Origin of the sequence: Streptomyces sp. NPDC096324 (assembly GCF_044763015.1) — a bacterium.
In the GTDB taxonomy this organism is placed as follows: Bacteria; Actinomycetota; Actinomycetes; order Streptomycetales; family Streptomycetaceae; genus Streptomyces.
Genome location: NZ_JBIWFK010000006.1, coordinates 155,951 through 181,069, shown reverse-complemented (window position 1 = coordinate 181,069; position 25,119 = coordinate 155,951). Strand labels below are relative to the sequence as shown.

The window sequence follows — 25,119 nt, the reverse complement described above, 5'->3', positions numbered from 1 at the left end:
CACGATGGCGCACATGATCTCGGTGGTTCCTTCCACGCTCCGGCCGGCCCGCGGGTCACGACGGCCTCCGCGCCACCGTACCCACCGCAACCACCTGTGATCGAACGACCGCGCGCCCAGCCCTCTCCGGCCTCGCCCAGCATCGGCGGGCCGGGCAGGCCGGCCGCGCACCTGCCCGTGCGAGGGTGCTCCCATGACTGATGCCGATGGAGCGACGCACAGGAAGGGCAGGGCTGTGGCCGACGGCAAGAGACGCGTCTTCCTCGACAACGACGAAACCGGATCCGGGTGGATGTTCGTCGTGGTGGCCGCACCGACTGGCGTCATCTACCGGACTCAAGGCGGAGGTTACGGCTGTATTCCCTACGAGCAGGAGGGCTATCTGCTGCCCTTCTACGTCCCCGGTGCGGACGCCGGCTTGAGCGATCTGTTCGTCGGTGAGCTCAAGGGCTGCGGATCAAGACAGTTCAACTGGCCGCAGAATCTGCTCGACCGGCTACGCCGGGAGGTCGCCGACCTGTGCATCTGGGGGTCGGCCAACCAGGAGGACGTACTGCCCACTCCGCTGGTTCTCGACGAGTCCCGACTTGCGGAGGCCGACGAAGCCTGGATTCCCGTTCTGACTCCGGACGGGCAGGGGTTTCTCGTCTGGCAGAACTCCGACTGACGTTCGCCCAGGACCGACCTGACCGGATGGGTGACACCGATCGCCGGAGGCTCGGCCGGACCACCGTGTCGTTTGCCGACACGGCTCTCGGCCTACGTCATGGCGCTCCGGACGCCGATGGCGACGAGGACCGCTGACGTGGCCTTGGCGGCGGTTCGCTTGAAGCGGGGTTTGTGCAGGGCCTGTGAGGCACGCAGGACGAGGAGGGTCCAGGCGGCGAGCCAGAGTGTGATCAGCAGCGCGTGGGCGGTGGCCAAGGTGAGGATCTGGCCGCCGAAGGGCTGGTCGGGTGCGATGAACTGGGGGACCAGGGTCAAGTAGATGGCCGCCGCCTTCGGGTTGAGGACGTTGGCGAGCAATGCCTGGGCGTAGACCGAGCCCGACTCCTTCGGTAGAGGTTGGCGGTGAGGGACGGGTGCCGCGTTCGGTGTGGCGGAACGCCATGTCCAGATGCCCAGGCCGATGAGGTAGACGGCACCGATGAGCTTGACGCCGGAGAAGGCCAGGCTGGAGTGCATGACCAGGGCCGACAGGCCGGCAATGGCGAGGGTGGCATGGATGTACAGGCCGGTGACCGTGCCGAGGATGACGGGAAGAGCCCGACGGGCGCCACTGCCGGTGACATGCCGGATCAGCAGGGCCAGGCTGGCTCCGGGGGTGGCGATCAGGGGAAGGAGCGCCACCAGGAACCCGGCGACGGCGTAGGGATGGACCACGATGCCTCCGGACCGTGCGGGCGGGGATCAGAGCACGACGCGGTAGTGGGTGGTCAGGCGCCGGTCGTCGGACAGGATGTGGAACGCGAGACCGGGCGGCTGGTCGAGGTCCGCGGCCTTGTCGCCCTCCCACGGCATGCGCAGGGTCCAGGTGACGGCCGGTCCGACGATCAACGGACGGGCGGCGGGCACGATTCACCACGACGGACACGGCGGCGTCGCCGACGATCTCGCCACGGTCCAGGGAACGACGCACTGGATCCAAGAGCAGGGGGACCTGCCGGCCGGCCACATTCCGGCCGGAGAACTCGCGGCGGACGAAGACCTCAGGCTCGCGATCATCGAGCTTCGGCAGGCAGTCCGGGCCCTGTTCGCCCGAGTGGTCGCCCCCGCACCCCCCAGCCCGGCGGACGCCCATCGCCTGATGACCGCCGACCAGGCGATGGCCCACCTCAACACGGCCGCCGCGCGGGAACCGGTCGCTCCACAGATCGACTGGCCCCTCGAAGGAGTCCCTACCACCCGCCTGCTGTCCGCGGAAAGCGATCCGCACGTTCGGCTTGTCGCGGCCCTGGCCCGAGCCGCCATCGACTTTCTCAGCGGCCCGCAGCGCACGCAGTTGCGGTCCTGCACCGCGCCCCGCTGCGTGCGCTACTTCGTCAAGAGCCACGGGCGGCAGGAGTGGTGCAAGCCGTCATGCGGAAACCGAGCCCGCGCAGCTCGCCACTACAGGCGTCAGCGCACGGCGGTCGACGGCGGCTCCGCCCCGTCCTGATCGCGCAGGAGACACGCCATGGTCCTCCGCCCAGCCGTGCGCGGCCGGACCCTGCTCCGGATACGCGGCCCGTTCACACCACGAGATACGGCCAACATTCCTGACCCAACATGTGCTTTGCGAAGATGCACCCCGCCGGGCCGCAGCCCGTAGCAGATACCTTTTCCTACTTCTCCGTCGACAGGCCGATCATCAGGCGGTGGACCGAGGTTGAGGCGGGGCGTCCGGGAGAGGAATCGCCCCGCCACATCCCGGTGCTATCCGCGAGGTTTCCGAATCACGCGAACACGACCCGTGGGGTCGTCACCGGATTTGAATTGCATTGACGTGCACCGCGTTTCGCGGCTGAAAAATGGTCCACCGGTTGATCTCCACCGTGGCCCCGTTGACGTCGTAGTAGATAATGTCATTGTTTCCGGTGGAGATCCTGTCCACCCAGATGCCGCCCGGGTACTCGTCCCTGCCCGCGTTCGCGTAGCAGATCTCGAGCGACCCTCCCCATGAGTGCCCCTCGACCTTCAGGAGGTCCGTCCTGCCTTGGCAGGGAACCTCGTCGATGGCGTAGGCGCTGCCGACCGGTACGGCGACGACGAGAGCGGCGGCCGCGGCGATCGCCATGGCCGAGGAACGCACCATCTGCTTGGTCCGTGACATTGCAATTCCCCCAGTGAGCTAATGCCGAATTGTGCGGTCACGTCACGGGGGAAGGTGAACTCGACGGAATGGCCGTACAGCCATTCCGTCACTTGCCCCGCGTCTCCACCGAGGATCGCCCAGGAGTCTCCCGTGCGGCAACCCTGCCCTTTGCCCCGGACCGAAACCAATCACCGGATGTCCTGAAGCGATCCCTGAATGTCCCGGTCCGGGTCGATTCAGGTTCTCTTGGCAGCCCGTATCACAGCGCAAATGACGGCCCGTCCGGACCGGAAGCCGCTCGGGCGGGTGCATTTCACGCAGGTTCGCCATGCCACCAGCCCGGCCAGGGCAGTCGCAGATGGGATCGAACGGCCCGCGCGGTCAGCCCTCTTCGATGTCCTTCAGCACGTACAAGCCGGGCAGGTTGACCACGATCGCCTCCTGGGTGGAGCGGGCGATGACGACGACGGCCTCCTCCGCGGGGTCCGGGTTCTCCTCGCGGTGCGGGACGAACGGCGGCACGAAGATGTAGTCACCGGGCGAGGTACGCAGCCGTACTTCCTCGGGCGTCTCCCCCGCGTCGTCGAGGAAGACGAACTCGGGGTGCCCGCTGACCACGTAGATGGCCGTCTCGGAGGCTCCGTGGTGGTGGTCCGAGGAGGAGGTGGAGGGGGCGACGTGGGTCTGGCCCATCCACAGCTTCTCGGAGCCGACGGTGGTGCCGCTGACGGCTGCGAACCTGCGCATGCCTCCGGTCTGCGCCGTGTCCCCGTCGAGGGCGTCGGCGCGGATGTGGTGCAGGCGGCTGCGCAGGGAACGTACGGACCGCCCTTCGGCGTCCGGGAGATGGGGGTGGAAACCTTCGCCGGGGGTCGTCAACGGCTCGCTCATGATGGGGGACGCTAGAGCGGCCCGGAAAAGGATGTCAAGAGGTATCCATTGCGCTTCACCTGCGGCAATGTTCCCGCAATGTACGTGGGGAACCGGTGGAGACCCGCCCGGCGGACACCGTGTCGGGCATCATGGGCCCATGCATATCTCCGCGAAGGCGGACTACGCCACGCGGGCTCTCCTGGAGCTCGCCCGCGAACCGGCCCGCCCGCTCACCTGTGAGGCGATAGCGTCCTCGCAGCAGGTCCCGTTCCGGTTCCTCAAGTCCGTGGTGGGCGAGTTGCGCAGGGCCGGACTCGTGCGCAGTCAGCGTGGCTGCGAGGGCGGGTACTGGCTCGGCCGGCCCGCCGACGAGATCACCCTGCTGGACGTCGTACGCGCCGTGGACGGCGAGCTGATCACCCTGCGGGGCGAGCCGCTGGCCGGGCTCGACTATCCGGGCCCCGCGTCCGGGCTTCCCTCGGTGTGGCGCCGTATCGAGGCGGACGCCGCGGCGGTGCTGGGCGGGACGACCCTGGCCGCGCTCCTGCCCGCCGGGACGGCAGGGCGGATGGACCACAAGGGAGCCGCGTGACCCGCGCGCCGCATCGGCCGGCGCCGGACGCGGTGCGGACGGGCGACACGGTGGACCCGGCACCGGCGGTGAAACCGGCGGACAGGGTGGAGGTCGTGGAGTACACCGACCCGCTGTGTCCCTGGGCCTGGGGATCGGAGCCGGTGTTCCGCGGGCTGCGCGCCGCGCTGGCGGGCCGGGTCCGTTGGCGACGCGCGTACTGCGTCCTGTTCGATGACGACGACGACCCGCCGCCCGATCCCGCCGCGGAGACCGCCTGGTACGCGCGGTACATCGAGGACATCGGCGCCCACACGGGGGCCCCGCGGGCGCGGCGGCTGAGCCGCGTCGCGGCGAGTTCCTGGCCGTCCTCACTGGCCGCCAAGGCCGCCGAGCGGCAGGGCGACGAGGTGGCCGAGCGCGTCCTGCGGCGGCTGCGGGAGAGCGTGTTCGTGCTGGGCGAACCGGCGGACACGGCGGCGCGGGCGTTGTCCGCGGTACGGGGCGTACCCGGCCTCGACCAGGAACGACTGGCGACCGACGCGGCGTCGGCGACCGTACGGGAAGCGGTACTTGCCGACCGGGCCGAGGCGCGCCGGCCGGTCGCCGAGGTGCTGTCGGTGCGCGGCGGCTCGCCGCATCCCGGTGCCGCGAAGGAGACCGCCGAGGGCGGGTACCGCTACGCGCTGCCGACGCTGCTGGTCCGCGCTCCCGCGGGGCGGCGCGTCGTCCCCGGCTGGCGGTCGTACGAGGAGTACGCGGCGGCGTTCGACGAGCTGAGCCCCGGGCTGCTGACGGAGCCCGCGAGGCCGGCGCCCTCGGAGGGGCTCGCGCGGTACCGGAGCCTGACCGGCCCGGAGGCGGCGGTGCTGAGCGACGGACCATGGCCTCCCCGGGACGCCGTGCGCGTCGAGACCGGCAACGGCCCGCTCTGGCTGCACCCGGACGAGGCCGCCGAACACCCGGCCCGCACCCACGCCCCCGGCACTCCTGCCGCGCCCTGATGTGGTCCCGCGGTCGGCGGTCGGCGGTCGGCGGTCGGACCGTGGTGACCGGCCTGCGCTCGGACCGTAGTGACCGGCCGGCGGCACATCCGCCCGCCCCCGCGGCCTTCTGATCAGCGATCAGAACCCGTCCCGCCCAATGAGACACCAATTGGTGTCCATTGACAGTGGCCGAGAACCGGCCCCAGGATGTGCACCATGCTTACGACGCACCCCGCCGTGGAGTGCCGCTACGTGGACCTGCGGCGCACCTGCAGCGCTCTCTGTCGCTGACCGCCCGCCGGCCGCGGCCCCCAGGCGCCTGACGCCCGTCCCGCCGACTCCGGCACCGGCCCCGAGCCGACTCGCCGTCCGGCCCCCGTCATCGCGCGCCGTCCTCCCAGCGTTTCGTCGTTTCCGCTCCACCGGCCCCTTGGCCCTCTCCGCGATCCGTCGACGCCTCCTGCCCTGAACGCGGCATGCCCCCGTGCGCACCGAAGCGCACACCGGCATGCGCGTCTCCGGCATGCGTGGCGTCCGTCCGCGGGGTGAGCCGCCCTCGCTCCGCGCTGCGCCGCCCCGGCGTGGGCGGGAGCCCTCGCAGAAAGAACTCCGATGCCCGGACGCCTCACGCCCCGCACCCCCGTCACGGCCTTCCGCTCCGCCCCGCGACCCGGCCGGCTGCGCACCGCCGCCCTCGGCACCGCCCTCGCCACCGTGCTCGTCCCCGCCCTCGGCGCCTGCGGCGGCGAGACCACCGGGTCCGCCGGCTCCGCCGCACTGAAGTGGACCTCCTCCTACTTTCCCGCCCACTGGGACCCGGTCGTCAGCGGCAGCGGCGCGCAGTTCCGTGAACTCGCCCTGGTCTACTCCTCGTTGACGCGAACGGACGAGAACGGGAAGGCCGTCCCGGACCTGGCCAAGAGCTGGGAGTACAACGCCGGGGGTGATGTGATCACCTTCCATCTGCGGCCGAACCTGAAGTTCAGTGACGGCGCGCCGGTCGACGCCGCCGCCGTGAAGGCGGCGATCGAGCGGGCCAAGAAGCAGAAGAACTCCGCCCTGTTCGGCGACCTGACCTCGATCACGTCGGTGGACGCCAAGGGTCTCGACGCGGTGATCCACCTCAGCCAGGTCGACTACCAGATCCCCCAACTGCTGGGCGAGCGCGTCCTGCAGATCGCCAGCCCCAAGGCCGCCGCCTCACCCGACAAGCTGGACCAGAAGCCCGTCGGCGCCGGCCCGTTCATCGTCACCCAGCTCGTCCCGGGCACCAAGGCCGTCCTGAAGAAGAACCCGGACTACTGGGACGCCGAGAACATCCACATCGACAACGTCGAGCTCAGCTCCGCCCCCGACGCCTCCACCGTCGTCTCCGGACTCCAGACCGGCGTCTACAACTTCGCCGACATAGCCCCGAGTCAGGCCGAGGCGGCCAAGAAGGCCGGACTCGACGTCTTCGTGCAGCCCGGCTTCAACGCCTCCAACATCAGCCTCAACACCAACAAGGCACCGTTCGACAACGACAAGGTCGTCGACGCGGTCCGCTACGCGGTCAACCGTCAGGAGTTCGTCGACAAGCTGACCTTCGGCTACGGCTCGGTGACCAACCAGCCGTTCCCCAAGGGCTACGTCGCCTACGACCCCGAGTCCGAGAACGCCTACGCCTACGACCCCGCGAAGGCCAAGAAGCTGCTGAGCGAGGCCGGTTACAAGGCGGGCGCCCTCAAGCTGAACCTGGTCATCCCGGCCGAGGACCCGCAGGCCGAGATCGTGCAGGCGCAGTTGGCGAAGGTCGGCATCACCGTCACGATCAAGATCGACAAGAACTGGGCCACCCCGTTCTTCGCCAAGAACCTGACGTTCTCGCTGTACGGCACCACCGGCCGTGACTCCGCGGCGCAGACACTCACCGCGCACTTCGGCCCGAACGGCCCGCTCAACCTCAGCTCGCCGTACGAGCCGTCCGGCTTCGAGGCCGCCATCGCCAAGGTCCGCCGGACCCCGCTGGACTCGCCCGACTACGCGAAGGTGCTCCAGGCGGCGACGCGGGCCGGCCTCAAGAGCAAGGCGCTGGTCTTCACGTACTCCTCGCCCAATCTCATCGCCAAGAGCAAGTCCATCTCCGGGCTGCCGAAGAACCCTGCCCACATCGACTGGACCGGCGTGACCATCGCCGGCGGCAACTGACACCCCGTCCACGACAGAGAGGGGGCAACCCATGACGACGACGGTGGCAACGGCACCGCCCGGCGTCCGTCTCCCGGCCGCCGCGGCCAGAACCCGGCACACCCTGGGCCGCGTCGTGGCCACCCTCGCCCGGTCGGTCGCGATCTTCGTGCCCGTCTTCCTGGTCGCGACGTTCGTGACGTTCGCGCTGCGGTCGCTGAGCGGGCTCAGCCCGGCACGCATCCAACTGGGCGAGGAGGCCACTCCCGAGGCGGTCGCCCGCGTCGAGGCGCAGTGGGGTCTCGACCGGCCCTTCCTCGTCCAGTACGGGGACTGGTTCGGCGACGTCCTGCACGGCCGGCTCGGGACGAGCTGGACCAACGGCGCCGACATCTCCACCCTCATCGGCCTCGGCCTGGGCGTGAGCCTGTCGGTGGCGACCTTCGCCCTGATCATCGGAGTCGTCGCGGGGTTCGGCCTCGGCACCCTCGCGGCACTGCGCCGCACCACCTGGATCGACCGTGCGATCACCGGCTTCGTGACGGTGATCTCGGTGATGCCGGCCTTCGTCGTGGGCATCGTGCTGGTCGCGGTCTTCTCGGTGGGGCTGCATCTCTTCCCGTCCGCCGGATACATCCCGGCGGAGCAGGGGTTCGGGCCGTGGCTCGCCCACATCACGCTGCCCGCCGTCGCGCTGAGCTTCGACGTCGTCGCCGACGTCGCCCGCCAACTGCGCGGGGGCCTCGTCGGGGCGTACGGCGAGAACTACGTGACGGGCGCGGTGGTCCGCGGGCTCAGCCCGCGCCGGATCTTCTTCGGCCATGTGCTGCGCAACGGGATCGGGCCCGCGCTCGCCACCCTCGGTCTGAAGTTCCCCGCCCTGGTCGGCGCCTCCGTCGTCACGGAGTGGATCTTCGGACTCCAGGGCTTCGGACGCTTCGCCAACGACTCCGCGCAGGCCGGGGACGTACCGGCCGTGCAGGGCGTCCTCGTAGTGTCGATCGTCCTGGTCGTCGCCTTCAACCTGCTCGTCAACCTGGTGCTGGCCCGCGTCACGCCGGCCTCGCGGCGGGGGGTGTGACCATGCTGCGCCGCGTTCTCGCCCTCCCCTCCGGCCGCATAGCCCTGGCCGTCCTCGCGGTCATCGCCGTGCTCGCCGTGTTCGGGCCGCTGCTCGCCCCGCACAACCCGCTGGCCACCGGTGACCAACCGCTCGCGGACGCTTCCGGCGCCCACTGGCTGGGGACCGACTACCTCGGCCGTGACGTGCTGAGCCGGCTCCTCGACGGCTCCCGCGTCAGCGTCCTCGGCTCGCTGGAGGTCGCGTTCACGGCCCTGGCCATCGGCGCCCTGCCCGGCATCCTGTCGGTCCACCTCGGCCGGGCCTTCGAATGGGTCACCCTCCGGCTCGCCGACACGCTGGTCGCCCTGCCGTTCCTGCTGTTCGCCGTCGCCGTCGTCGCGCTGCTCGGCAACGGTCTCACCCAGGCGATGCTGGTCACGGGGGCGCTGGTGTCGCCGTTGTTCTACCGCGTGGCCCGCGCCGCCACCCTGTCCGTCGCCCGCTCACCGTACGTCGAGGCGGCGGTCATCGCGGGCGCCTCGACCGGCTGGATCGTTCGCCGTCACATCTGGGCAAAGGTGCTTCCGCCCATCGCGGTCGCGCTCGCCCAGACGGTCGGCGTCGGGTTCGTCATCGTGTCGAGCCTGACCTTCCTCGGGATCGGGGTCCAGCCTCCCGCGCCCACCTGGGGCGGCCTGCTCGCCTCGGACCTGGGCTATCTGACCCAACAGCCGTGGGCTCCGCTCGCACCCGCCCTGCTGATCATGGTCACGGTCTGGGCCTGCAACCTCCTCGCCGACGCCATCCGTGACGTCTCCGGCGAGGCGGGCCACCCGCCGGCCGGCGGCCGTGACACAAGCGCCGACCAGCGCACCGAGGCCGAACACGCTCCCGCTGGAGGTGCGCGATGACCGCCCTGTCCGAGAAGCTCCTGGCCGAAGCCGAGGAGACCACCGAGACCACCGAGACCACCGAGGGCACGGAGACAAGGGAGACCGCGGAGGCCGCCGGGCCCGGTACCGAGGAGGCCGCCGGGCGCGGTACGGAAGAACCGCCGGGTTCGCCGACCCCGGTGCTCGCCGTACGCGATGTACGCATCGGCGACCCGGCCGCCGACCGGGACATCGTCCACGGCGTGAGCTTCACGCTCACGCCCGGCCGGGCCCTCGGCATCGTCGGCGAGTCCGGCAGCGGAAAGACCCTCACCTGCCGTGCCGCGCTGGGAATCCTGCCCGCGCCCTTCGAGATCACCGGCGGCTCGGTGGAGATCGACGGCGCCGACATCGCCGGCCTGTCCCCCGCGCGGTGGACCGACCTGCGGGGCACGACGATCAGCGCGGTCTTCCAGGACCCGGCCTCCTATCTCAATCCCTCGATCAAGGTCGGGGCCCAGATCGCCGAGGTCCTCCGGGTCAAGAAGGGTCTGAAGCGGCGCGCCGCGCGTCGGAGGGCGGTCGACCTGCTGCGGTCGGTGCACCTGCGCGACCCGGAGCTCGTCGTCGCCCAGTACCCCCACGAACTGTCCGGCGGGATGCTTCAACGGGTCCTCATCGCCGTGGCGATCGCCGCGGGACCGCGGATCCTCGTCGCCGACGAGGCCACCACCGCGCTCGACGTCACCGTCCAGGCCGAGATCCTCGACCTGCTCGCCGATCTGCGCGAGCGGACCGGGCTGGCGCTCGTCGTGGTCTCCCACGACCTGGCCGTCGTCGCCCAGCTCTGCGACGAGGTCCTCGTCATGCGCCACGGCGAGGTGGTCGAGCAGGGCCCGACCGAGGACGTGCTCCACCGTCCGCGCCATGAGTACACCCGGCTGCTGATCGCCGAACACCAGCAGTACGGCCTGGAGAAGTTCCTCGCGCCCGGGGAGGACGCATGAGTACCGAGCCCGTCCTGGAGGTCAACGACCTCGAAGTGCGCTACGGAACGCGCCGACGGCGCCGGCACGTGCTGCGCGGTGTCTCGCTCAGCGTCTCACCGGGCGAGACCGTCGGGATCATCGGCGAGACGGGATCGGGCAAGACCACCCTGGCGCGGGCCGTGCTCGGCCTGGTACGCGCCTCCGCCGGGTCCGTCGTCCTGGACGGCGAGGACGTCACGGCGTACGGCGGACGCCGGTGGCGGGCGCTGCGCCGCCGCGGTGTCGTCCAGTACGTCTTCCAGGACCCGCTGCGCAGCCTCGACCCGGACCTCACCGTCGAAGCCTCCCTGGCCGAACCGCTGCTCGTCCGCGGTGTGTCCCGCGAGGAGGCGGCACGCCGGGTCCGCGCGTTCCTCCCCCGCGTCCATCTGTCCGAGGACCTCCTCGACCGGCTGCCCGGCCGGCTCTCCGGCGGACAGCGCCAACGCGTCGCCGTGGCAAGGGCGTTGATCACCGAACCCCGCCTGATCATCCTCGACGAACCGGTCAGCGCCCTGGACTCCGCCAACCGCGTCCAGATCCTGCGCATCCTCCAGGAGCTCCGCGACGACGGAGTGGCCCTCGTCTTCATCTCCCACGACCTCGGTTCCGTCGCCGGGATCGCCGACCGGATCGCCGTGCTGTACCAGGGCGAGCTGGTCGAGACCGGCGCCGCCCGCGATGTCATCGGCCGGCCCCGACACCCCTACACACGCCTGCTGGTCCGCTCCGCGCCCACGCTGCACTCGGCCCCGGCCGACCGCGCCGAACGCGCGGCCCTGCGGGCCCTGCTGAACGTCTGAACCCCTCGAAGAGACAGGAAGAACACGCCATGCCCCGCACCATCCATCTCGCCCTGCACCCCTACGGCGTCGGCGGTCCCGGCCAGCACGGTCTGTGGAAGGACCCGCGCGTGGCGAACAACGCCAGCATCGACATCGACTACTACATCCGGCTGGCGAAGGCGGCCGAACACGCCCTCTTCGACGCGCTGTTCATCGTCGACAGCCAGTTCATCAACGCCACCTACCCGGCGCACTACCTCAACCGCCTCGAACCGCTGACCCTGTTGTCCGCGGTGGCCACCCACACCCGGCACATCGGCCTGGTGGGCACGGCGAGTTCGACGTACAACTCGCCCTTCAACCTGGCCCGGCGCTTCGCCTCCCTCGACCACATCAGCGGTGGCCGGGCCGGCTGGAACGTCGTCACCAGCTTCGACACCGGTACGTCCCGGAACTTCGGGCTCGACGAACACCTCGACTACAGCACCCGCTACGGCCGCGCCCTGGAGTTCGTCCGGGTCGCCCGCGGCCTGTGGGACTCCTACGAGGACGACGCCTTCCCTGCGGACGTGGCCCGGGGCGTCTTCCTCGACCCGGCCAAGCTGCACGCGCTCGACCACGAGGGCGAGCACTTCAAGGTGGCGGGACCGCTCAACCTCTCCCGCTCCGCGCAGGGCCAGCCGGTCATCTTCCAGGCCGGTGTCTCCGAGGAGGGCCGCGACCTGGCCGCCCAGGTCGCCGAGGGCATCTACGCGCCGGGCGGCACGCTCCAGCAGGCGCAGGAGTACTACGCCGACATCAAGCAGCGCACCGCCTCCTACGGCCGCGACCCCGACCACATCAAGATCTTCATCCACGGGAGCCCGGTCGTCGCCACCACCGACGAGGCGGCCCGGCGCCGCGAACGGGAGATCTTCGAGGAGGACAACGACTTCGACCGCAATCTCGCCCTGCTCGGCCGCTCCTTCGGCGCGTACGACTTCAGCGCGCACGACCTCGACGCGCCGTTCCCCGACGTCGCGCACCTCGCGGAGAAGGGCGGCCGCACGGGCGCGTCGGCCCTCATCGAGCGGGCCCGGACGGAGAACCTGACGCTGCGACAGGTCGCCGAGTCGGTCAACCAGTTCAGGAGTTCGCCGTTCGTCGGGGCTCCGGAGACCGTCGCCGACACCATCGAGAAGTGGTTCGACGCCGGCACCTTCGACGGCATCAACCTCGCCTTCCGCACCGAGGACGAACTGAACCTCTTCGTCGACGGCGTCGTCCCGATCCTCCAGAAGCGCGGACTGTTCCGTACCGAGTACGCGGCCGACACCCTGCGCGGCAACCTCGGCCTGCCCGTCCCGGCCAACCGTCACACCCGCGAGCCGCAGCTCGCGAACGACTGAGATCCCGCCGCGACCGGCCGGTGGAGCAGGACGGCCTCCACCGGCCGCGCCCGGCGGCTCCCTCGCCCGGGAACCGTGCGGCACGGCGACCCGAAGAGACGACCCGCCACCGAAAGGCCGACATCCCATGACGAGCGAGCGACCACGCTTCCGGCTCGGCTTCCTCACCCACGTCCGGGGACGCGATCAGGACATCGCCCGTACCTACCGCAACGCGCAGGACCTGTTCGCCGTCGCGGACGAGCTCGGCTTCGACGTCGGCTGGGTGGCCCAGCACCACGTCGCCCCCGGCGGCGGCGGACTGTCCTCACCGTGGACCTTCCTCGCCCACGCGGCCGCGCGGACCACCCGGATCCGCCTGGGCACGGCCGTCACCGTCCTCCCGCTGGAGGACCCGGTGCGCCTCGCCGAGGACATCGCCACCGTCGACGCCCTCAGCGGCGGCCGCGTCGAGGTCGGCGTGGGCAGCGGATCGAGCGGCCAGGAGTACGCCGCGTTCGGCAAGGACGCCGACCGCAAACGCGAACTGACCAGCGAGAACCTCGACGTCCTGCGGCGGGCCCTGGCCCACGACGAGGTGGGCACACCCGGCTTCCGCATCCAGCCCCGCCCCGGCGACTTCGGCCGCCGCGTCTGGCAGGGCGTGTTCAGCGCGCGGGGGGCCGAGTACGCGGCGCGCCGCGGCTCGAACCTGCTGCTCAACCGGGCGGCCTACGGATTCGACTCCCCCACCGACGAGGTGCAGCGGCCCTGGGCCGACGCGTTCCTCGCCGCCTGGGACCAGCCGCACCGCCCGCGCGTCGGCCTGTCCCGCTTCATCTTCCCGGCCAAGGACCGGCGTACGGCGCTCCACGCGATCGGCGACGACGTGCACCGGGCGGCGCTGCGCATGGCGGAGAGCGGCGCGTTCCCCAGGGGCCTCGACCGGGACGAGGCGCTGCGCCGCTTCCACTCGTTCTACGGCCATCCCGACGACGTCGTCGAAGCCCTGGGCCGGGAGAAGGTCCTGCCCGTGGCGACCGACCTGATCGCCCAGTTCAACCCCGCCGTGCCCGACCACGACACCGCCGTCCGTGCCCTCGAACTCATCGCGACCGAGGTGGCACCCGCGCTGGGCTGGAAGCCCGCACGGACGGCCGAGCCCGCATCCGTCGCACCCGTATCCGCAGGAGCCTGAGATGACCCAGTACACCGACCACCACGGGCCCGACGGACTCCTCGTCCGCGGCACGATCCTCGTGGTTCCCGGCCGCGGCGAGACCCGGGCGACGTACGCCCGCTTCGGCGCGCGGCTCGCCGCCGACGCCTACCGCGTCAGGGTGATCGACCCCCTGGCACTCGACGCCGAGGACACGGCCGCCTCCCTGACCGAGCTGGAGACCCGGCTCGCCAAGGCGGTCGAGGACACCGCCTCGCAGGACGGTGTCGTACGGCCGGTCGTCCTCGTCGGGGCGGACTCGGGGGCCGTCGCGCTCGCCGCGCTCCTCGGCGGGGCGCGGTCTCCGGCCGCCTGGTGGCCGAACGCCCTGGTCCTCGCCGGTCTTCCGGGCCCGTCCGCCAAGACCGGCGCCGCCGGCGGGACGTGGGACGCCGAGCTCGACGTCCGCACCTCGTGCCCCACCCATCGGGGCCGCCTCACCCAGGACCCGGAGGTACGGCGCGGGTCGCTCGACGACGCACTGCCGGACTCCCTGGTCGGCGCGGCCTACGACAGTGAGGCGCCCCTGCCCACCCTGCTGCTCGTCGGTGACTCCGATCCGCTCGCCGACGAAGAGGCGCTCGCCCGCCTGGCCAAGTCGCTTCCCCTGGCCCGCCTTTCGGTGGTGCACGGCGCTCACCACGACGTCCTCAACGACCTCCAGCACCGTTCGGTGGCGGCCGAGGTCATCAGCTTCCTGGAAGCACTGCGGGGTGACCTGCGGCCGCTGGTCAGCGTGCGGTCGAGCGCCTGGTGAGGGCTCGGCGGACGGGGGCGTCGGCGGACGTCCGCCGACGCCCCCGTCCGCCGGGAATTCCCCGCCGACCGGCGCACACCCACCGCCGTTCGCGGCACATCCGCTTCACACAGCCGAATCCCGACCCGGAAGGTCTCCCATGGCCACCATCGTCTCCGTCTCCGGAAGCCCCTCTCCCACCTCCCGAACCACACGGCTCCTACGTCACCTGGACGACCGGCTCCGTCTCCAGGGCCATGAGGTGATTCCGCTGGAGGTACGCACGCTGCCCGCCCACGCTTTGCTCGGGGCCGACTTCCAGCACCCCGCGATCGTCGAGGCCGCCGCCCTGTTCGAGGGGGCGGACGGGGTGGTGATCGGTACGCCCGTGTACAAGGCGGCCTACTCCGGCCTGCTGAAGTCGTTCCTGGATCTGCTCCCGCAGTACGCGCTGGCCGGCAAGACCGTGCTGCCCCTCGCCACGGGTGGCAGTACGGCCCATGTGCTGGCCATCGACTACGCCTTGCGTCCCGTGCTCACTTCCATGGGCGCGTCGCACATCGTGCCCGGCTGGTTCACCCTCGACAAGGACATCGTCGGTGGCGAGGACGGCACAGCCGTGATCGCACCCGCCGCAGCCGATGCACTGGCACAGGTGACGGACCAGTTCTCCGCCGCGCTGGGAGGCCGTACGACCGCACTCGCGTCGACCGGCTGAACCGGACCGCCGGCACCGGCCCGCGCATCGTGGATGTCAGTCCCCGGTGCCAGGGTGGAGCCATGAAATACATGGTGCTGATGTACGCCGATCCGGCGGCGACCGAAGCGATGACGGCGGAGCAGCGGGCCGAGGTGTTCGGCCGGCACGAAGCGCTCCACAAGGATCTGGAGGGCTCGGGGGAACTGCTGAACGGAGCGGGCCTGGCCTATCCGCGGGACACCACGACCCTGCGCTGGAGCGCGGAGGGACCGGCCGCGGCCGACGGTCCGTTCGTCGAAGCCGCCGAACATCTCACCGCGTACTACGTGATCGAGTGCGCGACGCCCGAGCGGGCGCGCGCCATCGCCGAGCGCGTGCTCGACTTCCACGTGGTGGCGGTCGAAGTGCGGCCGATCCACGACGTGTTCGGCATGGGAGACGCCTGATCGAGCACGCCATCACCCGCATGTCAGCCGGTAGGCCTCCTGGACCCAGGACTCCTTGGTGCGGGGGGTCACGCCGCAGGCCAGGGACGCGCCCCCACCGCCGAACCAGGTGCTCACGCTGCCGTGGACGTCATGGCCGGGGCAGGTCATGGTGAAGCTCGCGTCGACCGCCTGGACTGCCTCGGCCTCGGCCTCGGCCTCGGCGATACGCCCCGCGTGCCCGAGGAAGTCGGCCTTGACGGGAGAACGCGGACGACCGGCGGACTCCTCCCCGGGAGCGGCCAGTTGCTCGACGTCCCACCCCCTGGGGCGCTTGGCGAGCGCGGCGAGGACCTGGCGCTCCGATACGCGGTCGTCGCTCGTGTCTGCGAATAAAGGCTCTCTGACCAGCGAAAACGGAGTTCGTGATGCAGTCGTGACACCTCGGCGAGGTGTCCGTGCCGACCTGGCGGACGCGGTGGGACGGGCGAGCCGTTGGCGGCTCGCCCGTCCCGACCGTCCCGCGGAGGCCGCCGCCGGCTCACGTCGTGCGCCACTCCTCGGCCAGCAGCTCGTACGACCGCACCCGGTCGGCGTGCCCGTGGGTGATCGTGGTGATGAGCAACTCGTCGGCCCCGGTCGCCTCCTGGAGCTGGGCCAACTGACCGGCGACCCGTTTCGGGGAGCCGACGAACTGGGTGTCGAGGCGGTCCTGGACGAGTGTCCGGTCGGCGTCCGACCAGACATGGGCGCGCGCCTCGTCCGGAGTGGGGAACTGGATGGCCCCCTCTGCCGTACGGATGCTGCGGACCCACAGGCCGTATCCCGTGGCGAGTTCGCGGGCCTTCTCGTCGTCCTCGGCGACCACGACGTCCGCGGACACGGTGACGTACGGCTTGTCGAGGACGTCGGAGGGCTGGAACGCCGCCCGGTAGCCGTCCACCGCCTCCAGCACGGTCGCCGGACTGACGTGGTAGTTCGCCCCGAACCGCAGCCCGTTGCGACCCGCGACGTCGGCGCTCTGCCCGCCGCTGCTGCCGAGGATCCAGAGTTCCAGATCGGCGCCCTCGCCCGGGACGGCATGCGCCTCGACCCCGTCCGCGGAGCGGTAGGTGCCCGCGAGCAGGGCGAGGATGTCGTCGATCTGGTCACCGTAGTCCTGCGACTCGGCGTGGGGCTGCTGGAGGAGGGTGCGCTGCAGGGCGACCCGTGGTGAGCCGAGAAGGTGTTCGAAGGAGAAGCGGGCCGGTATGCGGAGCCCGTTCGGGGCGTGGCCGTCGACCACAGGGGTCGCGGTCGCCGGCGGGGCGGCGGACTTGCCGGGCGGCCGTCCGCCGGAACGTCCGAGGCCCAGGTCGAAGCGCCCGGGATGCAGCGCGTCGATCAGGCCGAACTCCTCGACCGTGGACAGGGCGGTGCGGTGCCCGAGTTGGACGGCACCCGCGCCGAGCCGGATGGTCGAGGTCGCGGACGCCGTCAGGGCGAGGACGACCGCGGGCGAGGTTCCCGCCACACCCGGGTTGAGATGGTGTTCGGCGAACCAGTAGCGGGTGTACCCGAGGCTCTCGGCCCGCTGGGCCAGGTCGATGGAGTTGCGCAGGGCGTCCGCGGCGGTGGAACCCGAGGAGATCGGGATCAGATCGAGGACGCCGAGAGGGATGTCGGACATGTGCGGAGGCCTCCTCAGCGCTCGGCGGACATACGGATGGGGTCGAGAACGGGCGGCACCGTGGACATCACGACGCCGCCCGGCCGGCGTACGCCTCGGCGTCGGGGTGGGCGAGGCCGAGGTGGTCGCGCAGGGTGGTTCCCTCGTACTCGGTGCGGTGGACACCGCGTTCCTGGAGGAGCGGAACGACCTTGTCGGCGAAGGCGTCGAGGCCGCCCGGGGTGATGTGCGGGACGAGGATGAAGCCGTCGGAGGCGTCGGCCTGGACGAAGTCATTGATGGTCCGGGCGACCGTGGTCGGGCTGCCGACGAAGGCCTGCCTGCTGCCGGTCTCGATGACGAGGTCGCGGATGGACCACTTGTTGGCGGCGGCCCGCTCGCGCCACTCACGGGCGGTGGCCAGCGGGTCGCGGTACATGCGGACCTGGGCGCGGCCCCGGGCGACGGTGTGTTCGCCGAGGTCCGGGTCGATGTCGGGAAGCGGGCCGTCCGGGTCGTACGCGGACAGGTCGCGGTTCCAGACGAACTCCAGGTGCTTGATGGCGGTCGCGCCGCTGACCTGGAGGCGCCGCACCTCGCGGGCGTGCTCCTCGGCCTCGGCGTCGGTGTCCCCGAGCACGAAGGTCGCGGCGGGCAGGATCAGCAACTGGTCGGAGCGGCGGCCGTACCGGGCGAGCCGCCCCTTGACGTCCGTGTAGAAGGCCTGACCCTCCTTGAGGGTGGAGTAGCGGCTGAAGATGGCGTCGGCGCTCGACGCGGCGAACTCGCGGCCCTCCTCGGAGTCGCCCGCCTGGAAGATCACCGGGCGACCCTGCGGGGAGCGCGGGACGTTGAACTGCCCCTCGATGTCGAAGTGCTGTCCGTGGTGGACGAAGGCCCCGGCCTTGGCGTCGTTCAGGAAGGTGCCGTCCGCCCGGTCGGCGACGATCTCGTCCCCGTGCCAGGAGTCGAAGAGTTCGTTGGCCGTGGCCAGGAACTCCTTGGCCCGCGAGTAGCGCTCCTCCTGCGGCAGGAAGCCGCCGCGGCGGAAGTTCTCGCCGGTGAAGGCGTCCCAGGAGGTGACGACGTTCCAGGCGGCGCGCCCGCCGGAGAGGTGGTCGAGGCTCGCGAACTGGCGGGCCACCTCGTAGGGCTCGTTGAAGGTGGAGTTGATGGTGCCGGTCAGTCCGAGGTGTTCGGTGACGGCGGCCAGCGCGGCGAGCACGGTGAAGGTGTCGGGCCGTCCGACGACGTCCAAGTCGTATACGTGTCCGCCCTGTTCGCGCAGTCGGAGGCCTTCGGCGAGGAACAGGAAGTCGAACTTGGCGCGCTCGGCGGTGCGGGCGAAGTGCGCGAAGGAGCTGAACTCGATGTGGCTGCCGGCCTCGGGGTCGCTCCACACGGTGGTGTTGTTGACGCCGGGGAAGTGCGCTGCGAGGTGGATCTGCTTGAGCGGCTTGCTCATGGTCGGGGGTCCTTCCGGCTCAGGCGGTGGCGGCGGCGTAGCGGTTCGCGGGGCGGGCGAGCCCGAGCAGTCCGCGCAGGGTGTCGGCCTCGTAGGCCCGCCGGAACACGCCCCGGCGCTGGAGTTCGGGCACCAGTGCCCGGGTGATCGCGGGGAGGTCGTGCCCGGCGACGGCGGGCCTCAGCCGGAATCCGGACAGTCCCGCCTCACCCAACTCCTGGAGGAGATCGGCGAGTTCGATGGGCGTTCCGGTGAAGATCCGGGCGTCGCTCGTGTACGGGTGGCCCGCGAGGGCGTCCAGTCGCTCGCGACGGGCCGCGGCGGCACCGGGATCGTCGTCCAGGAAGACCACGAGGTCGCCGAAGACGTGCACGGTCTCGTCCCCCCGGCCGGCCGCGGTCTGTTCCGCGCGGATCTCCTCGACGACGGCACGCGCCTGGTTCGCGTCGTGCGGGGTGACGTAGCCGACGTCGGCGGCCCTGGCCACCAGTCGGTACGGGACGGTGGCATGGGCCAGGGCGCTGACGATCGGCTGGCCCTGCGGCGGCCGGGGCGTGATCGAGGGGCCCTTGACGCTGAAGCGGCGGCCCTCGAAGTCGATGTAGTGGAGCTTGTCGCGGTCGATGAAGCGCCCGGTGGCGACGTCGCGTATCTCCGCGTCGTCCTCCCAGCTGTCCCAGAGCCTGCGGACCGCCTCGACGTAGTCGGCCGCCTCGTCGAAGAGGTCGGTGACGAGTTCCTGCCCGGCGGGCGTGCCGTAGTCCTCGACGCGGAACGGCGGGAGCGTACGGCGTCCGAAGTGCGCGGCCTCGTTCTGGCGTGCCGAGACCTGGACGCGCACACCGGCACGGCCGGTGCTCACATAGTCGAGGGTGGCGATCGCCTTGGAGATGTGGAACGGCTCCGTGTGGGTGGTGACGACGGTCGGCACCACGCCGATGTGACGGGTCAGCGGCGCGATCCGCGCGGCGATGAGGACGGCGTCCAGGCGGCCGCGGACCTGGTCGGTGCGGCCGTCGGGTTCCGTGGGCGAGGAGGACTGGAGGCCGAGGGCGTCCTCGATGGTCACGAAGTCGACCAGACCGTGCTCGGCCTCGGTGACCAGATCGGCCCAGTAGGCGGCGGTGAGCAGTTCACCGGGACGGGCGACGGGTTCGCGCCAGGCGGCCGGGTGCCATCCGGCGCCGTCGAGGGCGACGGCGAGGTGCAGAGGAGAGGGTGACGAGGACACGGGAGGTGCCTTCCTGATCGGCCGTACGAGGAATCGCGCCCCGGCGAGCGGGGCGGGGCTGCGTGGGAACGGGTCAGGGGCGACAGAGCGCGCCGGCGACCCGCAGCAGATCGATGTGCGGCCGGCCGTACGGGTGCAGGGTCGGGGGCGCGAGCGGTCGCGGCGCACGGCGGGACACACGACGCATGTGTCTCACCTCCGCCCCCTCGGCCCGGTACTCCCGGGACCCTCGTCCGCCCGGCCCGTGCGGGTCCCCGCCGGGGTGCCGCACGGTCCTTGACAGGACCAACCTCACTGGTGCGCCGTTTCTTCCGGCTGCCCGGCCTCTTCCCGCCCCGCGGACACGGTCCGCTGTCCGCCGGGGGTGCGGACGAGCACGAACCGTGTGCGGCGGCGCAGGGTGAAGCCGATCGACTCGTAGAGCCGTATCGCGTTCGTGTTGTCGGCGGCGGCGTGCAGGAAGGGGGTTTCTCCCCGCTCCCGGATCTCCGCCGCGACAGCGCGGACGAGGCGGGTGGCCAGGCCTTTGCCCCGGTGCTCGGGATGGGTGCACACGGCGCTGATCTCGGTCCAGCCCGGCGGGTGCAGGCGCTCGCCGGCCAGGGCGAGCAGCCGCCCGCCTTCCCGGATGCCGAGATAGGTGCCGAGTTCGACGGTACGGGGCAGGAAGGGACCCAGCCTGGTGAGGGCGATCAGGTCGAGGATCTCGGGCACGTCGGCGGAGCCGAGTCGCACCGCTTCGGGCGCCGGCTCGGAGTGCAGCGCGGTGGCGGTCAACTGGACGCCGTCACCGCTGTGTTCGATCGTCCAGCCGTCGGGCACGGACTGGACCGCGGTGACCGGGGTGACCGTGCCCGGACCGACCAGCTCGGCCAGGTCGTCCCACGAACGCGGGTCGGTGGGGTCCGCGAGGGCGGTGAACGGGGACACGTCCGCGGGATAGCGGGCGGCCCGTCCCACGCGTTCGGCGAGGTGGGCGTGCGGACCGGTCAGCGCGGCCCACGCGGCGTTGTCGAGGACGTGCGGTGGGGTCGGACGCGGGGAAGGGGCGGGTGCGGGGTGGACGCTGGTGGACATGGCGGTGCGGGTTCTCCGTATCTGGAACGCGGCCGGACGCGCCCCGGGACTCCGCCGCGACGCGGCGGAGTCCCTTGAGGCGGAGGATGGTTCAGGAGTTGTCGAGGGGCAGGCCGGGCGGGTTGACCTGGGAGGTCTCCACTGCCTCGTTCGAGAGGTTCCAGGCGGCCAGCCACTTGGCGTACTGACCGTTCTTGATCAGGTAGTTGACGGCGTCGGCGACCGGCTTGGCGAGGCCGCTGTCCTTCTTCGCGGTGGCCGCGATCAGCCCCTGGATCGTCGCGCCCGCGCCGGAGAACTGGCCGGCGTTGCGGGTCGGGTGGGGGGACTTGGCGTTCTGGGTGACGTGGTAGGCGACGGCCGGGTTGGGGCCGAAGGAGGCGTCGATCTTCCCGCTGTTCAGCGCCAGGGCCGTGGCGTTGTTGTCCTGGTAGTACTTGACCGTGAGCTTCTTGCCCGACTTGGCCAGCTTGTCCCTCCACTCCAGGAGGATCTTCTCCTGGTTGGTGCCGGCGCCCACCGCGACGGTCTGGCCGACGAGGTTGCGGTAGTCGCCGTCGAAGTTCCACGTGCTCTTCTTCGGCACCTCGAACGCGAGGTTGTCCTGGCGGTACGAGGCGAACTCGTACTTCTTCTTGCGCTCCTCGGTATCGGTGACGTTGGAGAAGGCGACGTCGACCTTGCCGCTGTCGACCCCGACGAACAGGTTCTCCCAGGTCGAGTTCTTCACCACCGGCTTCAGTCCGAGGACCGCCGCGACCAGCTTGCCGAGGTCGGGTTCGCTGCCGGTGAGCGTCTTCTGGTCCTGTCCGACGAAGTTCAGCGGCGGCGACCCGGCGGGCAGTGCTCCGATGCCCACCACCAACGTGCCTCTCTCCGCCACGGACTTGGGCAGCTCGGCGCTGATGGACTTCACCTCGGAGACCTTCAACGTGGCCTCCTTCGCGGCCCCGTTGGAGAGCGCGCCCACGGTCACGGTTCCGGCCGCGTCGGTCTTCGTCCGGGTGGCGGCGTCGCTGTCTCCGCCGCAGACGGTGAGGGAGACGGCGAGGGAGGCGACGGCGGCGGTGGCGACGCCGCGGAGGGCTGTGCGGTTCAGGCTGAGGGTGCGCATGGCTGTCCTTGTCGAGTGTGCGATGAGAGATGTGGGGGAACGGTCCCGGCGGGCCGCCGAATCGGGGGTCCGCCCCGGCATGGGTCGGGGCGGCAGGGCAGGGAACACCTCGTCGGGCGGTGTCCCGCTGCGTGTCGGGCAGAAGCTCAGAGCACCTTGCTCAGGAACTCTCGGGTGCGCGCTTCTCGCGGATGGTCCAGCACCTGCTCGGGCGGGCCCTGTTCGACGATGCGTCCGCCGTCCATGAAGACCACACGGTCGGCGATCTCGCGGGCGAAGCCGATCTCGTGCGTGACGATGACGAGTGTGGTGCCGCTGTGGGCCAGATCCTTGATGACGGCGAGGACTTCGCCGACGAGTTCGGGGTCGAGCGCGGACGTGGGTTCGTCGAAGAGGATGACTCCCGGACGCAGGGCGAGGGCACGGGCGATGGCCACGCGCTGCTGCTGGCCGCCGGACAACTGCCGGGGGTAGGCGGCGGCCTTGTCGGCCAGGCCCACCCGGGCGAGCAGATCGCGTGCGAGTTCCTGTGCCGCGGCCTTGGACAGCCTGCCGGTCGCCACCGGAGCCGCGGCCACGTTGTCGAGCACGGTCAGGTGCGGGAAGAGGTTGAAGTTCTGGAACACGAACCCGATCCGGCTGCGCTGGACGAGGATGGCCCGCTCGCTCAGCTCGCGCAGACGGTCGCCGTGCCTGCGTACGCCGATGAGCTCGCCGTTCAGGCTGACATGGCCGGCCTCGGGCTTCTCCAGGTGGTTGATCACCCGGAGGAGCGTGGACTTGCCGGAGCCCGACGGACCGAGGACGACCGTCACCTCGCCGGGGCGCACGGTCAACTCCACGCCGTCCAGGACCTGTTGGGGTCCGTACCACTTGTGCACGTCGTGCACCTCGACGGCGGCGGGCTCCACCCGCAGCGCGTCGGCGATCTCCGCGGCCGGAGCCGCGTCCGCCACCTCGGCGGCCGGGGCCGTCCGCGTCCTCACGGTCGTCACATTCGTCTCGCCGCTCATGTCGCCGTCTCCCTCCGGAACCGGGCCCGCACGTCGCGCAGACCGTTCCGCGCCTTCTGCAACGGAGTCGGCGGCAGCGTGCGCAGGGCGCCCCGCGAGTAGTGCCGCTCGACGTAGAACTGGATGACGGACACGACGCTGGTGAGGATCAGGTACCAGGCGGTGGCGACGAGGAGCAGCGGTACGATGTCGCCGGGGTAGGTGCTGCCCATGCTCTGCACGGAGCCGAAGAGGTCCAGCAGGGACACGTAGAAGACCAGCGAGGTGCCCTTGATCAGGCCGATCAACTGGTTCACGTAGTTGGGGGTGATGGAACGCAGCGCCTGCGGGAAGACGATCTTCGCGAACTGGTAGCGCTTCGGCAGACCGAGGGCGGAAGCCGCCTCGTGCTGGCCCTGGTCGACGGAGAGGATGCCGCCGCGCACCACTTCGGAGGCGTAGGCCGCCTCGTTCAGGCTCAGTCCGATGACGGCGACGGCCATGTCGGTCGCCAGACGGGACTCGTCGAAGGTGAAGAAGGCCGGCCCGAACGGCACTCCGACGCTCAACGTCTGGTACAGCGCGCTGAAGTTGTAGAGGAAGAGCAGGACCACGATCAGCGGCACCGAGCGGAACAGCCAGGTGTAGACCCAGCTCACCGCGCGCAGCACCGGGCTCCTGGAGAGCCTGGCCAGGGCCAGCAGGACGCCGCCGAGCAGGCCCAGGATCGCACTGCAGAAGGCGACTTCGAGGGTGATGAGCAGGCCGTCGAGAATGGTCGGGCGCAGGAACCAGTACTGGAAGCGGTCCCACTGGTAGACGGGGTTGGTCACCAGTCCGTGGGCGATCTGGGCGACGAGCACGAGCACGACGGCCGTGACGATCCAGCGCCCGGGCCGCCGGAGCGGAATGACCCGCTGGGCCGCCGGACGTTCGGACGCGGCGGAGAAGTCGTTGCGAGGGATCGCCTCGGCGGGCGGTGCTGATCCGAAAGACACAGCGGCGCCGGGAGGTTGACTCATGGAGAACTCCAGCGGATTCGGACACCCCGGACCACGGAGCGGCGGCGCACCGCCGAGCGGGACGGCTCGGTACACGGCGATGCGCGGGCCCTGTGGGACGAGGGCTGGACGGGGAAGGGGCGTTTCGCGACAGCGGTGATCGCCGAGGGCCCGGTGGAGCCGGTCGGCGCGTGGTCGTCAAAGACCTGGCGGAACCCTCAACTCGCGATCGCCGCAGGCTCGGAGGAACCGTCGGTTCGTGATCGCGAAGAATGCGGACGAGCCGTCGGTTCGTGAGCGCCGACGAGGAGAACGCCGACGGCTCGGATGAGCCGCGCGTTCATGGTCGTCGAGGACTCGGAGAGGCTGTCAGCCTTGGCTGAGGGAGCGACAGCTGCCCTTACACAGGGCGCTGTTGACACGCAGCAGGTCCACGGCACGGTCGGCGCAGAGCACATTGCGGCCGAGGCGCCGCCATGCGGCCGTCCCGTCAGCTCCGTGCATCGCCGTCACCATTTCTTCTCCGGCCGAAAGGCATCCTGTGGTGCGCCGCAGGTTAGGCCTGTCCGGAAAACAAAGTCAATGCGGGTGACCACCAGGTGAGACCGCGCTTACGGCCTTCTTGACGGCGCAACTTGGCGAATCGAGACTGGCATGGACGGTCACGATTGTCAGCGCCACGGTACGGGTAGACCCCGCTCCAGTGGTCATCGGCCCCGGCCCGCTGACAGGCAACCCTTCCACCGCGACGGGGTGCCCCGGGTGACGACCGGGTCCCGCCGGCGCGGCGGGGCAAGCGTGGTCTCGCGTCTCGCGAGCCCTGAGCCAGGACCGGTGGGAATTGCCCAAGAGCGGTTTGACGAGGCGCTTGCACATCGACCTCCTGCGCGTCTCCAGCGCTTACTGATCCGCGGCCGGTCCGTTCGATCCGGACCGGCGCGACAAGCGCAATCAATCCGCATCCCGGCCGCCGATGCCCACAAAGCGGCGGTGGCTTCCGTCGTCC

27 protein-coding genes, 1 pseudogene and 1 riboswitch are annotated in these 25,119 nt (G+C 70.9%); of the genes and pseudogenes, 15 read left to right on the top strand and 13 right to left on the bottom strand.

Going from position 1 to position 25,119, the window contains the following annotated elements:
• Window positions 1-193 precede the first annotated feature (193 nt).
• Window positions 194-667 carry a DUF6210 family protein gene (locus ACIQ7M_RS17930; protein WP_403644976.1) on the top strand — a complete coding sequence of 158 codons (474 nt, stop codon included), beginning with the start codon at window positions 194-196 and terminating at the stop codon, window positions 665-667.
• A 92-nt stretch (window positions 668-759) separates the two neighbouring features.
• Here ACIQ7M_RS17930 and ACIQ7M_RS17925 read toward each other — a convergent pair whose 3' ends face one another.
• Entirely contained in the window at window positions 760-1,383 is a 624-nt protein-coding gene (locus tag ACIQ7M_RS17925; protein ID WP_403644973.1) for a LysE family translocator, read from the bottom strand.
• Between the two features lie 27 nt (window positions 1,384-1,410).
• A pseudogene (locus ACIQ7M_RS17920) lies at window positions 1,411-1,569 on the bottom strand (phosphodiesterase); the annotation flags it as partial.
• On the opposite strand from ACIQ7M_RS17920, the gene ACIQ7M_RS17915 reads away from it, so the two are divergent.
• Entirely contained in the window at window positions 1,520-2,158 is a 639-nt protein-coding gene (locus ACIQ7M_RS17915) for an ABATE domain-containing protein (RefSeq protein ID WP_403644970.1), read from the top strand. The pseudogene ACIQ7M_RS17920 and the gene ACIQ7M_RS17915 sit on opposite strands and share 50 nt — an antisense overlap.
• Before the next feature lie 303 nt (window positions 2,159-2,461).
• Here ACIQ7M_RS17915 and ACIQ7M_RS17910 read toward each other — a convergent pair whose 3' ends face one another.
• On the bottom strand, window positions 2,462-2,812 hold the full coding sequence (locus ACIQ7M_RS17910; RefSeq protein WP_403644966.1) for a beta/gamma crystallin domain-containing protein: 351 nt from the start codon (window positions 2,810-2,812) through the stop codon (window positions 2,462-2,464).
• Window positions 2,813-3,175: 363 nt separating this feature from the next.
• Window positions 3,176-3,685, bottom strand: a complete 510-nt coding sequence (locus ACIQ7M_RS17905) for a cupin domain-containing protein (protein ID WP_355773993.1) — start codon at window positions 3,683-3,685, stop codon at window positions 3,176-3,178.
• Between the two features lie 139 nt (window positions 3,686-3,824).
• On the opposite strand from ACIQ7M_RS17905, the gene ACIQ7M_RS17900 reads away from it, so the two are divergent.
• From ACIQ7M_RS17900 to ACIQ7M_RS17845, 12 genes are all read left to right on the top strand, one after another.
• Window positions 3,825-4,259, top strand: a complete 435-nt coding sequence (locus ACIQ7M_RS17900; RefSeq protein ID WP_355773996.1) for an Rrf2 family transcriptional regulator — start codon at window positions 3,825-3,827, stop codon at window positions 4,257-4,259.
• Window positions 4,260-4,309: 50 nt separating this feature from the next.
• Window positions 4,310-5,242, top strand: coding sequence for a DsbA family protein (locus tag ACIQ7M_RS17895; protein ID WP_403645885.1), 933 nt, complete (start codon window positions 4,310-4,312; stop codon window positions 5,240-5,242).
• A gap of 594 nt (window positions 5,243-5,836) precedes the next feature.
• Window positions 5,837-7,411 (top strand): ABC transporter substrate-binding protein, encoded by a 1,575-nt coding sequence (locus ACIQ7M_RS17890; RefSeq protein WP_403644962.1) that lies wholly within the window; start codon window positions 5,837-5,839, stop codon window positions 7,409-7,411.
• A 31-nt stretch (window positions 7,412-7,442) separates the two neighbouring features.
• On the top strand, window positions 7,443-8,471 hold the full coding sequence (locus ACIQ7M_RS17885) for an ABC transporter permease (RefSeq protein WP_403644959.1): 1,029 nt from the start codon (window positions 7,443-7,445) through the stop codon (window positions 8,469-8,471).
• A 2-nt stretch (window positions 8,472-8,473) separates the two neighbouring features.
• Complete coding sequence (locus ACIQ7M_RS17880; RefSeq protein ID WP_403644956.1) at window positions 8,474-9,364, top strand: ABC transporter permease; 891 nt, start codon at window positions 8,474-8,476, stop codon at window positions 9,362-9,364.
• Window positions 9,361-10,332, top strand: coding sequence for an ABC transporter ATP-binding protein (locus ACIQ7M_RS17875; RefSeq protein WP_403644953.1), 972 nt, complete (start codon window positions 9,361-9,363; stop codon window positions 10,330-10,332). The genes ACIQ7M_RS17880 and ACIQ7M_RS17875 overlap by 4 nt, the downstream gene beginning before the upstream one ends.
• Window positions 10,329-11,156 carry an ABC transporter ATP-binding protein gene (locus ACIQ7M_RS17870; protein WP_403644950.1) on the top strand — a complete coding sequence of 276 codons (828 nt, stop codon included), beginning with the start codon at window positions 10,329-10,331 and terminating at the stop codon, window positions 11,154-11,156. The genes ACIQ7M_RS17875 and ACIQ7M_RS17870 overlap by 4 nt, the downstream gene beginning before the upstream one ends.
• 29 nt (window positions 11,157-11,185) lie before the next feature.
• Complete coding sequence (locus tag ACIQ7M_RS17865; RefSeq protein WP_403644947.1) at window positions 11,186-12,526, top strand: LLM class flavin-dependent oxidoreductase; 1,341 nt, start codon at window positions 11,186-11,188, stop codon at window positions 12,524-12,526.
• Window positions 12,527-12,653: 127 nt separating this feature from the next.
• On the top strand, window positions 12,654-13,703 hold the full coding sequence (locus tag ACIQ7M_RS17860) for an LLM class flavin-dependent oxidoreductase (protein WP_403644944.1): 1,050 nt from the start codon (window positions 12,654-12,656) through the stop codon (window positions 13,701-13,703).
• A 1-nt stretch (window position 13,704) separates the two neighbouring features.
• The gene (locus tag ACIQ7M_RS17855) at window positions 13,705-14,481 is read left to right on the top strand and encodes an alpha/beta hydrolase (protein WP_403644941.1); all 777 of its coding nucleotides are present in this window, start codon (window positions 13,705-13,707) and stop codon (window positions 14,479-14,481) included.
• 139 nt (window positions 14,482-14,620) lie between these two features.
• Window positions 14,621-15,178 (top strand): NADPH-dependent FMN reductase, encoded by a 558-nt coding sequence (gene ssuE / locus ACIQ7M_RS17850; protein ID WP_403644938.1) that lies wholly within the window; start codon window positions 14,621-14,623, stop codon window positions 15,176-15,178.
• 62 nt (window positions 15,179-15,240) lie between these two features.
• On the top strand, window positions 15,241-15,606 hold the full coding sequence (locus ACIQ7M_RS17845) for a YciI family protein (protein WP_386986852.1): 366 nt from the start codon (window positions 15,241-15,243) through the stop codon (window positions 15,604-15,606).
• Between the two features lie 12 nt (window positions 15,607-15,618).
• On the opposite strand, the gene ACIQ7M_RS17840 is transcribed toward ACIQ7M_RS17845, so the two are convergent.
• From ACIQ7M_RS17840 to ACIQ7M_RS17800, 9 genes are all read right to left on the bottom strand, one after another.
• A complete protein-coding gene (locus tag ACIQ7M_RS17840) occupies window positions 15,619-15,756 on the bottom strand; it encodes a hypothetical protein (protein WP_403644934.1) in 138 nt (45 codons plus the stop codon).
• Between the two features lie 370 nt (window positions 15,757-16,126).
• Window positions 16,127-17,254, bottom strand: a complete 1,128-nt coding sequence (locus ACIQ7M_RS17835; protein WP_355773376.1) for an LLM class flavin-dependent oxidoreductase — start codon at window positions 17,252-17,254, stop codon at window positions 16,127-16,129.
• A gap of 67 nt (window positions 17,255-17,321) precedes the next feature.
• Entirely contained in the window at window positions 17,322-18,698 is a 1,377-nt protein-coding gene (locus ACIQ7M_RS17830; protein ID WP_403644931.1) for an NtaA/DmoA family FMN-dependent monooxygenase, read from the bottom strand.
• A 19-nt stretch (window positions 18,699-18,717) separates the two neighbouring features.
• Window positions 18,718-19,929 carry an LLM class flavin-dependent oxidoreductase gene (locus tag ACIQ7M_RS17825; RefSeq protein ID WP_403644928.1) on the bottom strand — a complete coding sequence of 404 codons (1,212 nt, stop codon included), beginning with the start codon at window positions 19,927-19,929 and terminating at the stop codon, window positions 18,718-18,720.
• A gap of 73 nt (window positions 19,930-20,002) precedes the next feature.
• Complete coding sequence (locus tag ACIQ7M_RS17820; protein ID WP_403644925.1) at window positions 20,003-20,116, bottom strand: putative leader peptide; 114 nt, start codon at window positions 20,114-20,116, stop codon at window positions 20,003-20,005.
• Between the two features lie 104 nt (window positions 20,117-20,220).
• On the bottom strand, window positions 20,221-21,006 hold the full coding sequence (locus tag ACIQ7M_RS17815) for a GNAT family N-acetyltransferase (protein WP_403644922.1): 786 nt from the start codon (window positions 21,004-21,006) through the stop codon (window positions 20,221-20,223).
• Window positions 21,007-21,097: 91 nt separating this feature from the next.
• Entirely contained in the window at window positions 21,098-22,120 is a 1,023-nt protein-coding gene (locus tag ACIQ7M_RS17810) for an ABC transporter substrate-binding protein (RefSeq protein ID WP_403644919.1), read from the bottom strand.
• A gap of 146 nt (window positions 22,121-22,266) precedes the next feature.
• Window positions 22,267-23,031: an amino acid ABC transporter ATP-binding protein gene (locus ACIQ7M_RS17805; protein ID WP_355773385.1), complete on the bottom strand. Its 765-nt coding sequence runs from the start codon at window positions 23,029-23,031 to the stop codon at window positions 22,267-22,269.
• A 98-nt stretch (window positions 23,032-23,129) separates the two neighbouring features.
• A complete protein-coding gene (locus tag ACIQ7M_RS17800) occupies window positions 23,130-24,134 on the bottom strand; it encodes an amino acid ABC transporter permease (protein ID WP_403644916.1) in 1,005 nt (334 codons plus the stop codon).
• Window positions 24,135-24,773: 639 nt separating this feature from the next.
• Window positions 24,774-24,918: riboswitch (SAM riboswitch) on the top strand.
• Between the two features lie 36 nt (window positions 24,919-24,954).
• On the opposite strand from ACIQ7M_RS17800, the gene ACIQ7M_RS17795 reads away from it, so the two are divergent.
• Window positions 24,955-25,020 carry a putative leader peptide gene (locus ACIQ7M_RS17795; protein WP_355773383.1) on the top strand — a complete coding sequence of 22 codons (66 nt, stop codon included), beginning with the start codon at window positions 24,955-24,957 and terminating at the stop codon, window positions 25,018-25,020.
• Window positions 25,021-25,119: the final 99 nt, after the last annotated feature.

Bases quoted from the DNA above. Each gene is read 5' to 3' on its own strand.
- ACIQ7M_RS17930 (WP_403644976.1), top strand. From the start codon at position 194: ATGACTGATGCCGATGGAGCGACGCACAGGAAGGGCAGGGCTGTGGCC.
- ACIQ7M_RS17855 (WP_403644941.1), top strand. From the start codon at position 13,705: ATGACCCAGTACACCGACCACCACGGGCCCGACGGACTCCTCGTCCGC.
- ACIQ7M_RS17820 (WP_403644925.1), bottom strand. From the start codon at position 20,116: ATGCGTCGTGTGTCCCGCCGTGCGCCGCGACCGCTCGCGCCCCCGACC.
- ACIQ7M_RS17830 (WP_403644931.1), bottom strand. From the start codon at position 18,698: ATGAGCAAGCCGCTCAAGCAGATCCACCTCGCAGCGCACTTCCCCGGC.
- ACIQ7M_RS17865 (WP_403644947.1), top strand. From the start codon at position 11,186: ATGCCCCGCACCATCCATCTCGCCCTGCACCCCTACGGCGTCGGCGGT.
- ACIQ7M_RS17880 (WP_403644956.1), top strand. From the start codon at position 8,474: ATGCTGCGCCGCGTTCTCGCCCTCCCCTCCGGCCGCATAGCCCTGGCC.
- ACIQ7M_RS17815 (WP_403644922.1), bottom strand. From the start codon at position 21,006: ATGTCCACCAGCGTCCACCCCGCACCCGCCCCTTCCCCGCGTCCGACC.
- ACIQ7M_RS17800 (WP_403644916.1), bottom strand. From the start codon at position 24,134: ATGAGTCAACCTCCCGGCGCCGCTGTGTCTTTCGGATCAGCACCGCCC.
- ACIQ7M_RS17890 (WP_403644962.1), top strand. From the start codon at position 5,837: ATGCCCGGACGCCTCACGCCCCGCACCCCCGTCACGGCCTTCCGCTCC.
- ACIQ7M_RS17810 (WP_403644919.1), bottom strand. From the start codon at position 22,120: ATGCGCACCCTCAGCCTGAACCGCACAGCCCTCCGCGGCGTCGCCACC.
- ACIQ7M_RS17845 (WP_386986852.1), top strand. From the start codon at position 15,241: ATGAAATACATGGTGCTGATGTACGCCGATCCGGCGGCGACCGAAGCG.
- ACIQ7M_RS17860 (WP_403644944.1), top strand. From the start codon at position 12,654: ATGACGAGCGAGCGACCACGCTTCCGGCTCGGCTTCCTCACCCACGTC.
- ssuE (WP_403644938.1), top strand. From the start codon at position 14,621: ATGGCCACCATCGTCTCCGTCTCCGGAAGCCCCTCTCCCACCTCCCGA.
- ACIQ7M_RS17870 (WP_403644950.1), top strand. From the start codon at position 10,329: ATGAGTACCGAGCCCGTCCTGGAGGTCAACGACCTCGAAGTGCGCTAC.
- ACIQ7M_RS17875 (WP_403644953.1), top strand. From the start codon at position 9,361: ATGACCGCCCTGTCCGAGAAGCTCCTGGCCGAAGCCGAGGAGACCACC.
- ACIQ7M_RS17910 (WP_403644966.1), bottom strand. From the start codon at position 2,812: ATGTCACGGACCAAGCAGATGGTGCGTTCCTCGGCCATGGCGATCGCC.
- ACIQ7M_RS17835 (WP_355773376.1), bottom strand. From the start codon at position 17,254: ATGTCCGACATCCCTCTCGGCGTCCTCGATCTGATCCCGATCTCCTCG.
- ACIQ7M_RS17900 (WP_355773996.1), top strand. From the start codon at position 3,825: ATGCATATCTCCGCGAAGGCGGACTACGCCACGCGGGCTCTCCTGGAG.
- ACIQ7M_RS17840 (WP_403644934.1), bottom strand. From the start codon at position 15,756: ATGACCTGCCCCGGCCATGACGTCCACGGCAGCGTGAGCACCTGGTTC.
- ACIQ7M_RS17915 (WP_403644970.1), top strand. From the start codon at position 1,520: ATGCGCAGGGTCCAGGTGACGGCCGGTCCGACGATCAACGGACGGGCG.
- ACIQ7M_RS17885 (WP_403644959.1), top strand. From the start codon at position 7,443: ATGACGACGACGGTGGCAACGGCACCGCCCGGCGTCCGTCTCCCGGCC.
- ACIQ7M_RS17905 (WP_355773993.1), bottom strand. From the start codon at position 3,685: ATGAGCGAGCCGTTGACGACCCCCGGCGAAGGTTTCCACCCCCATCTC.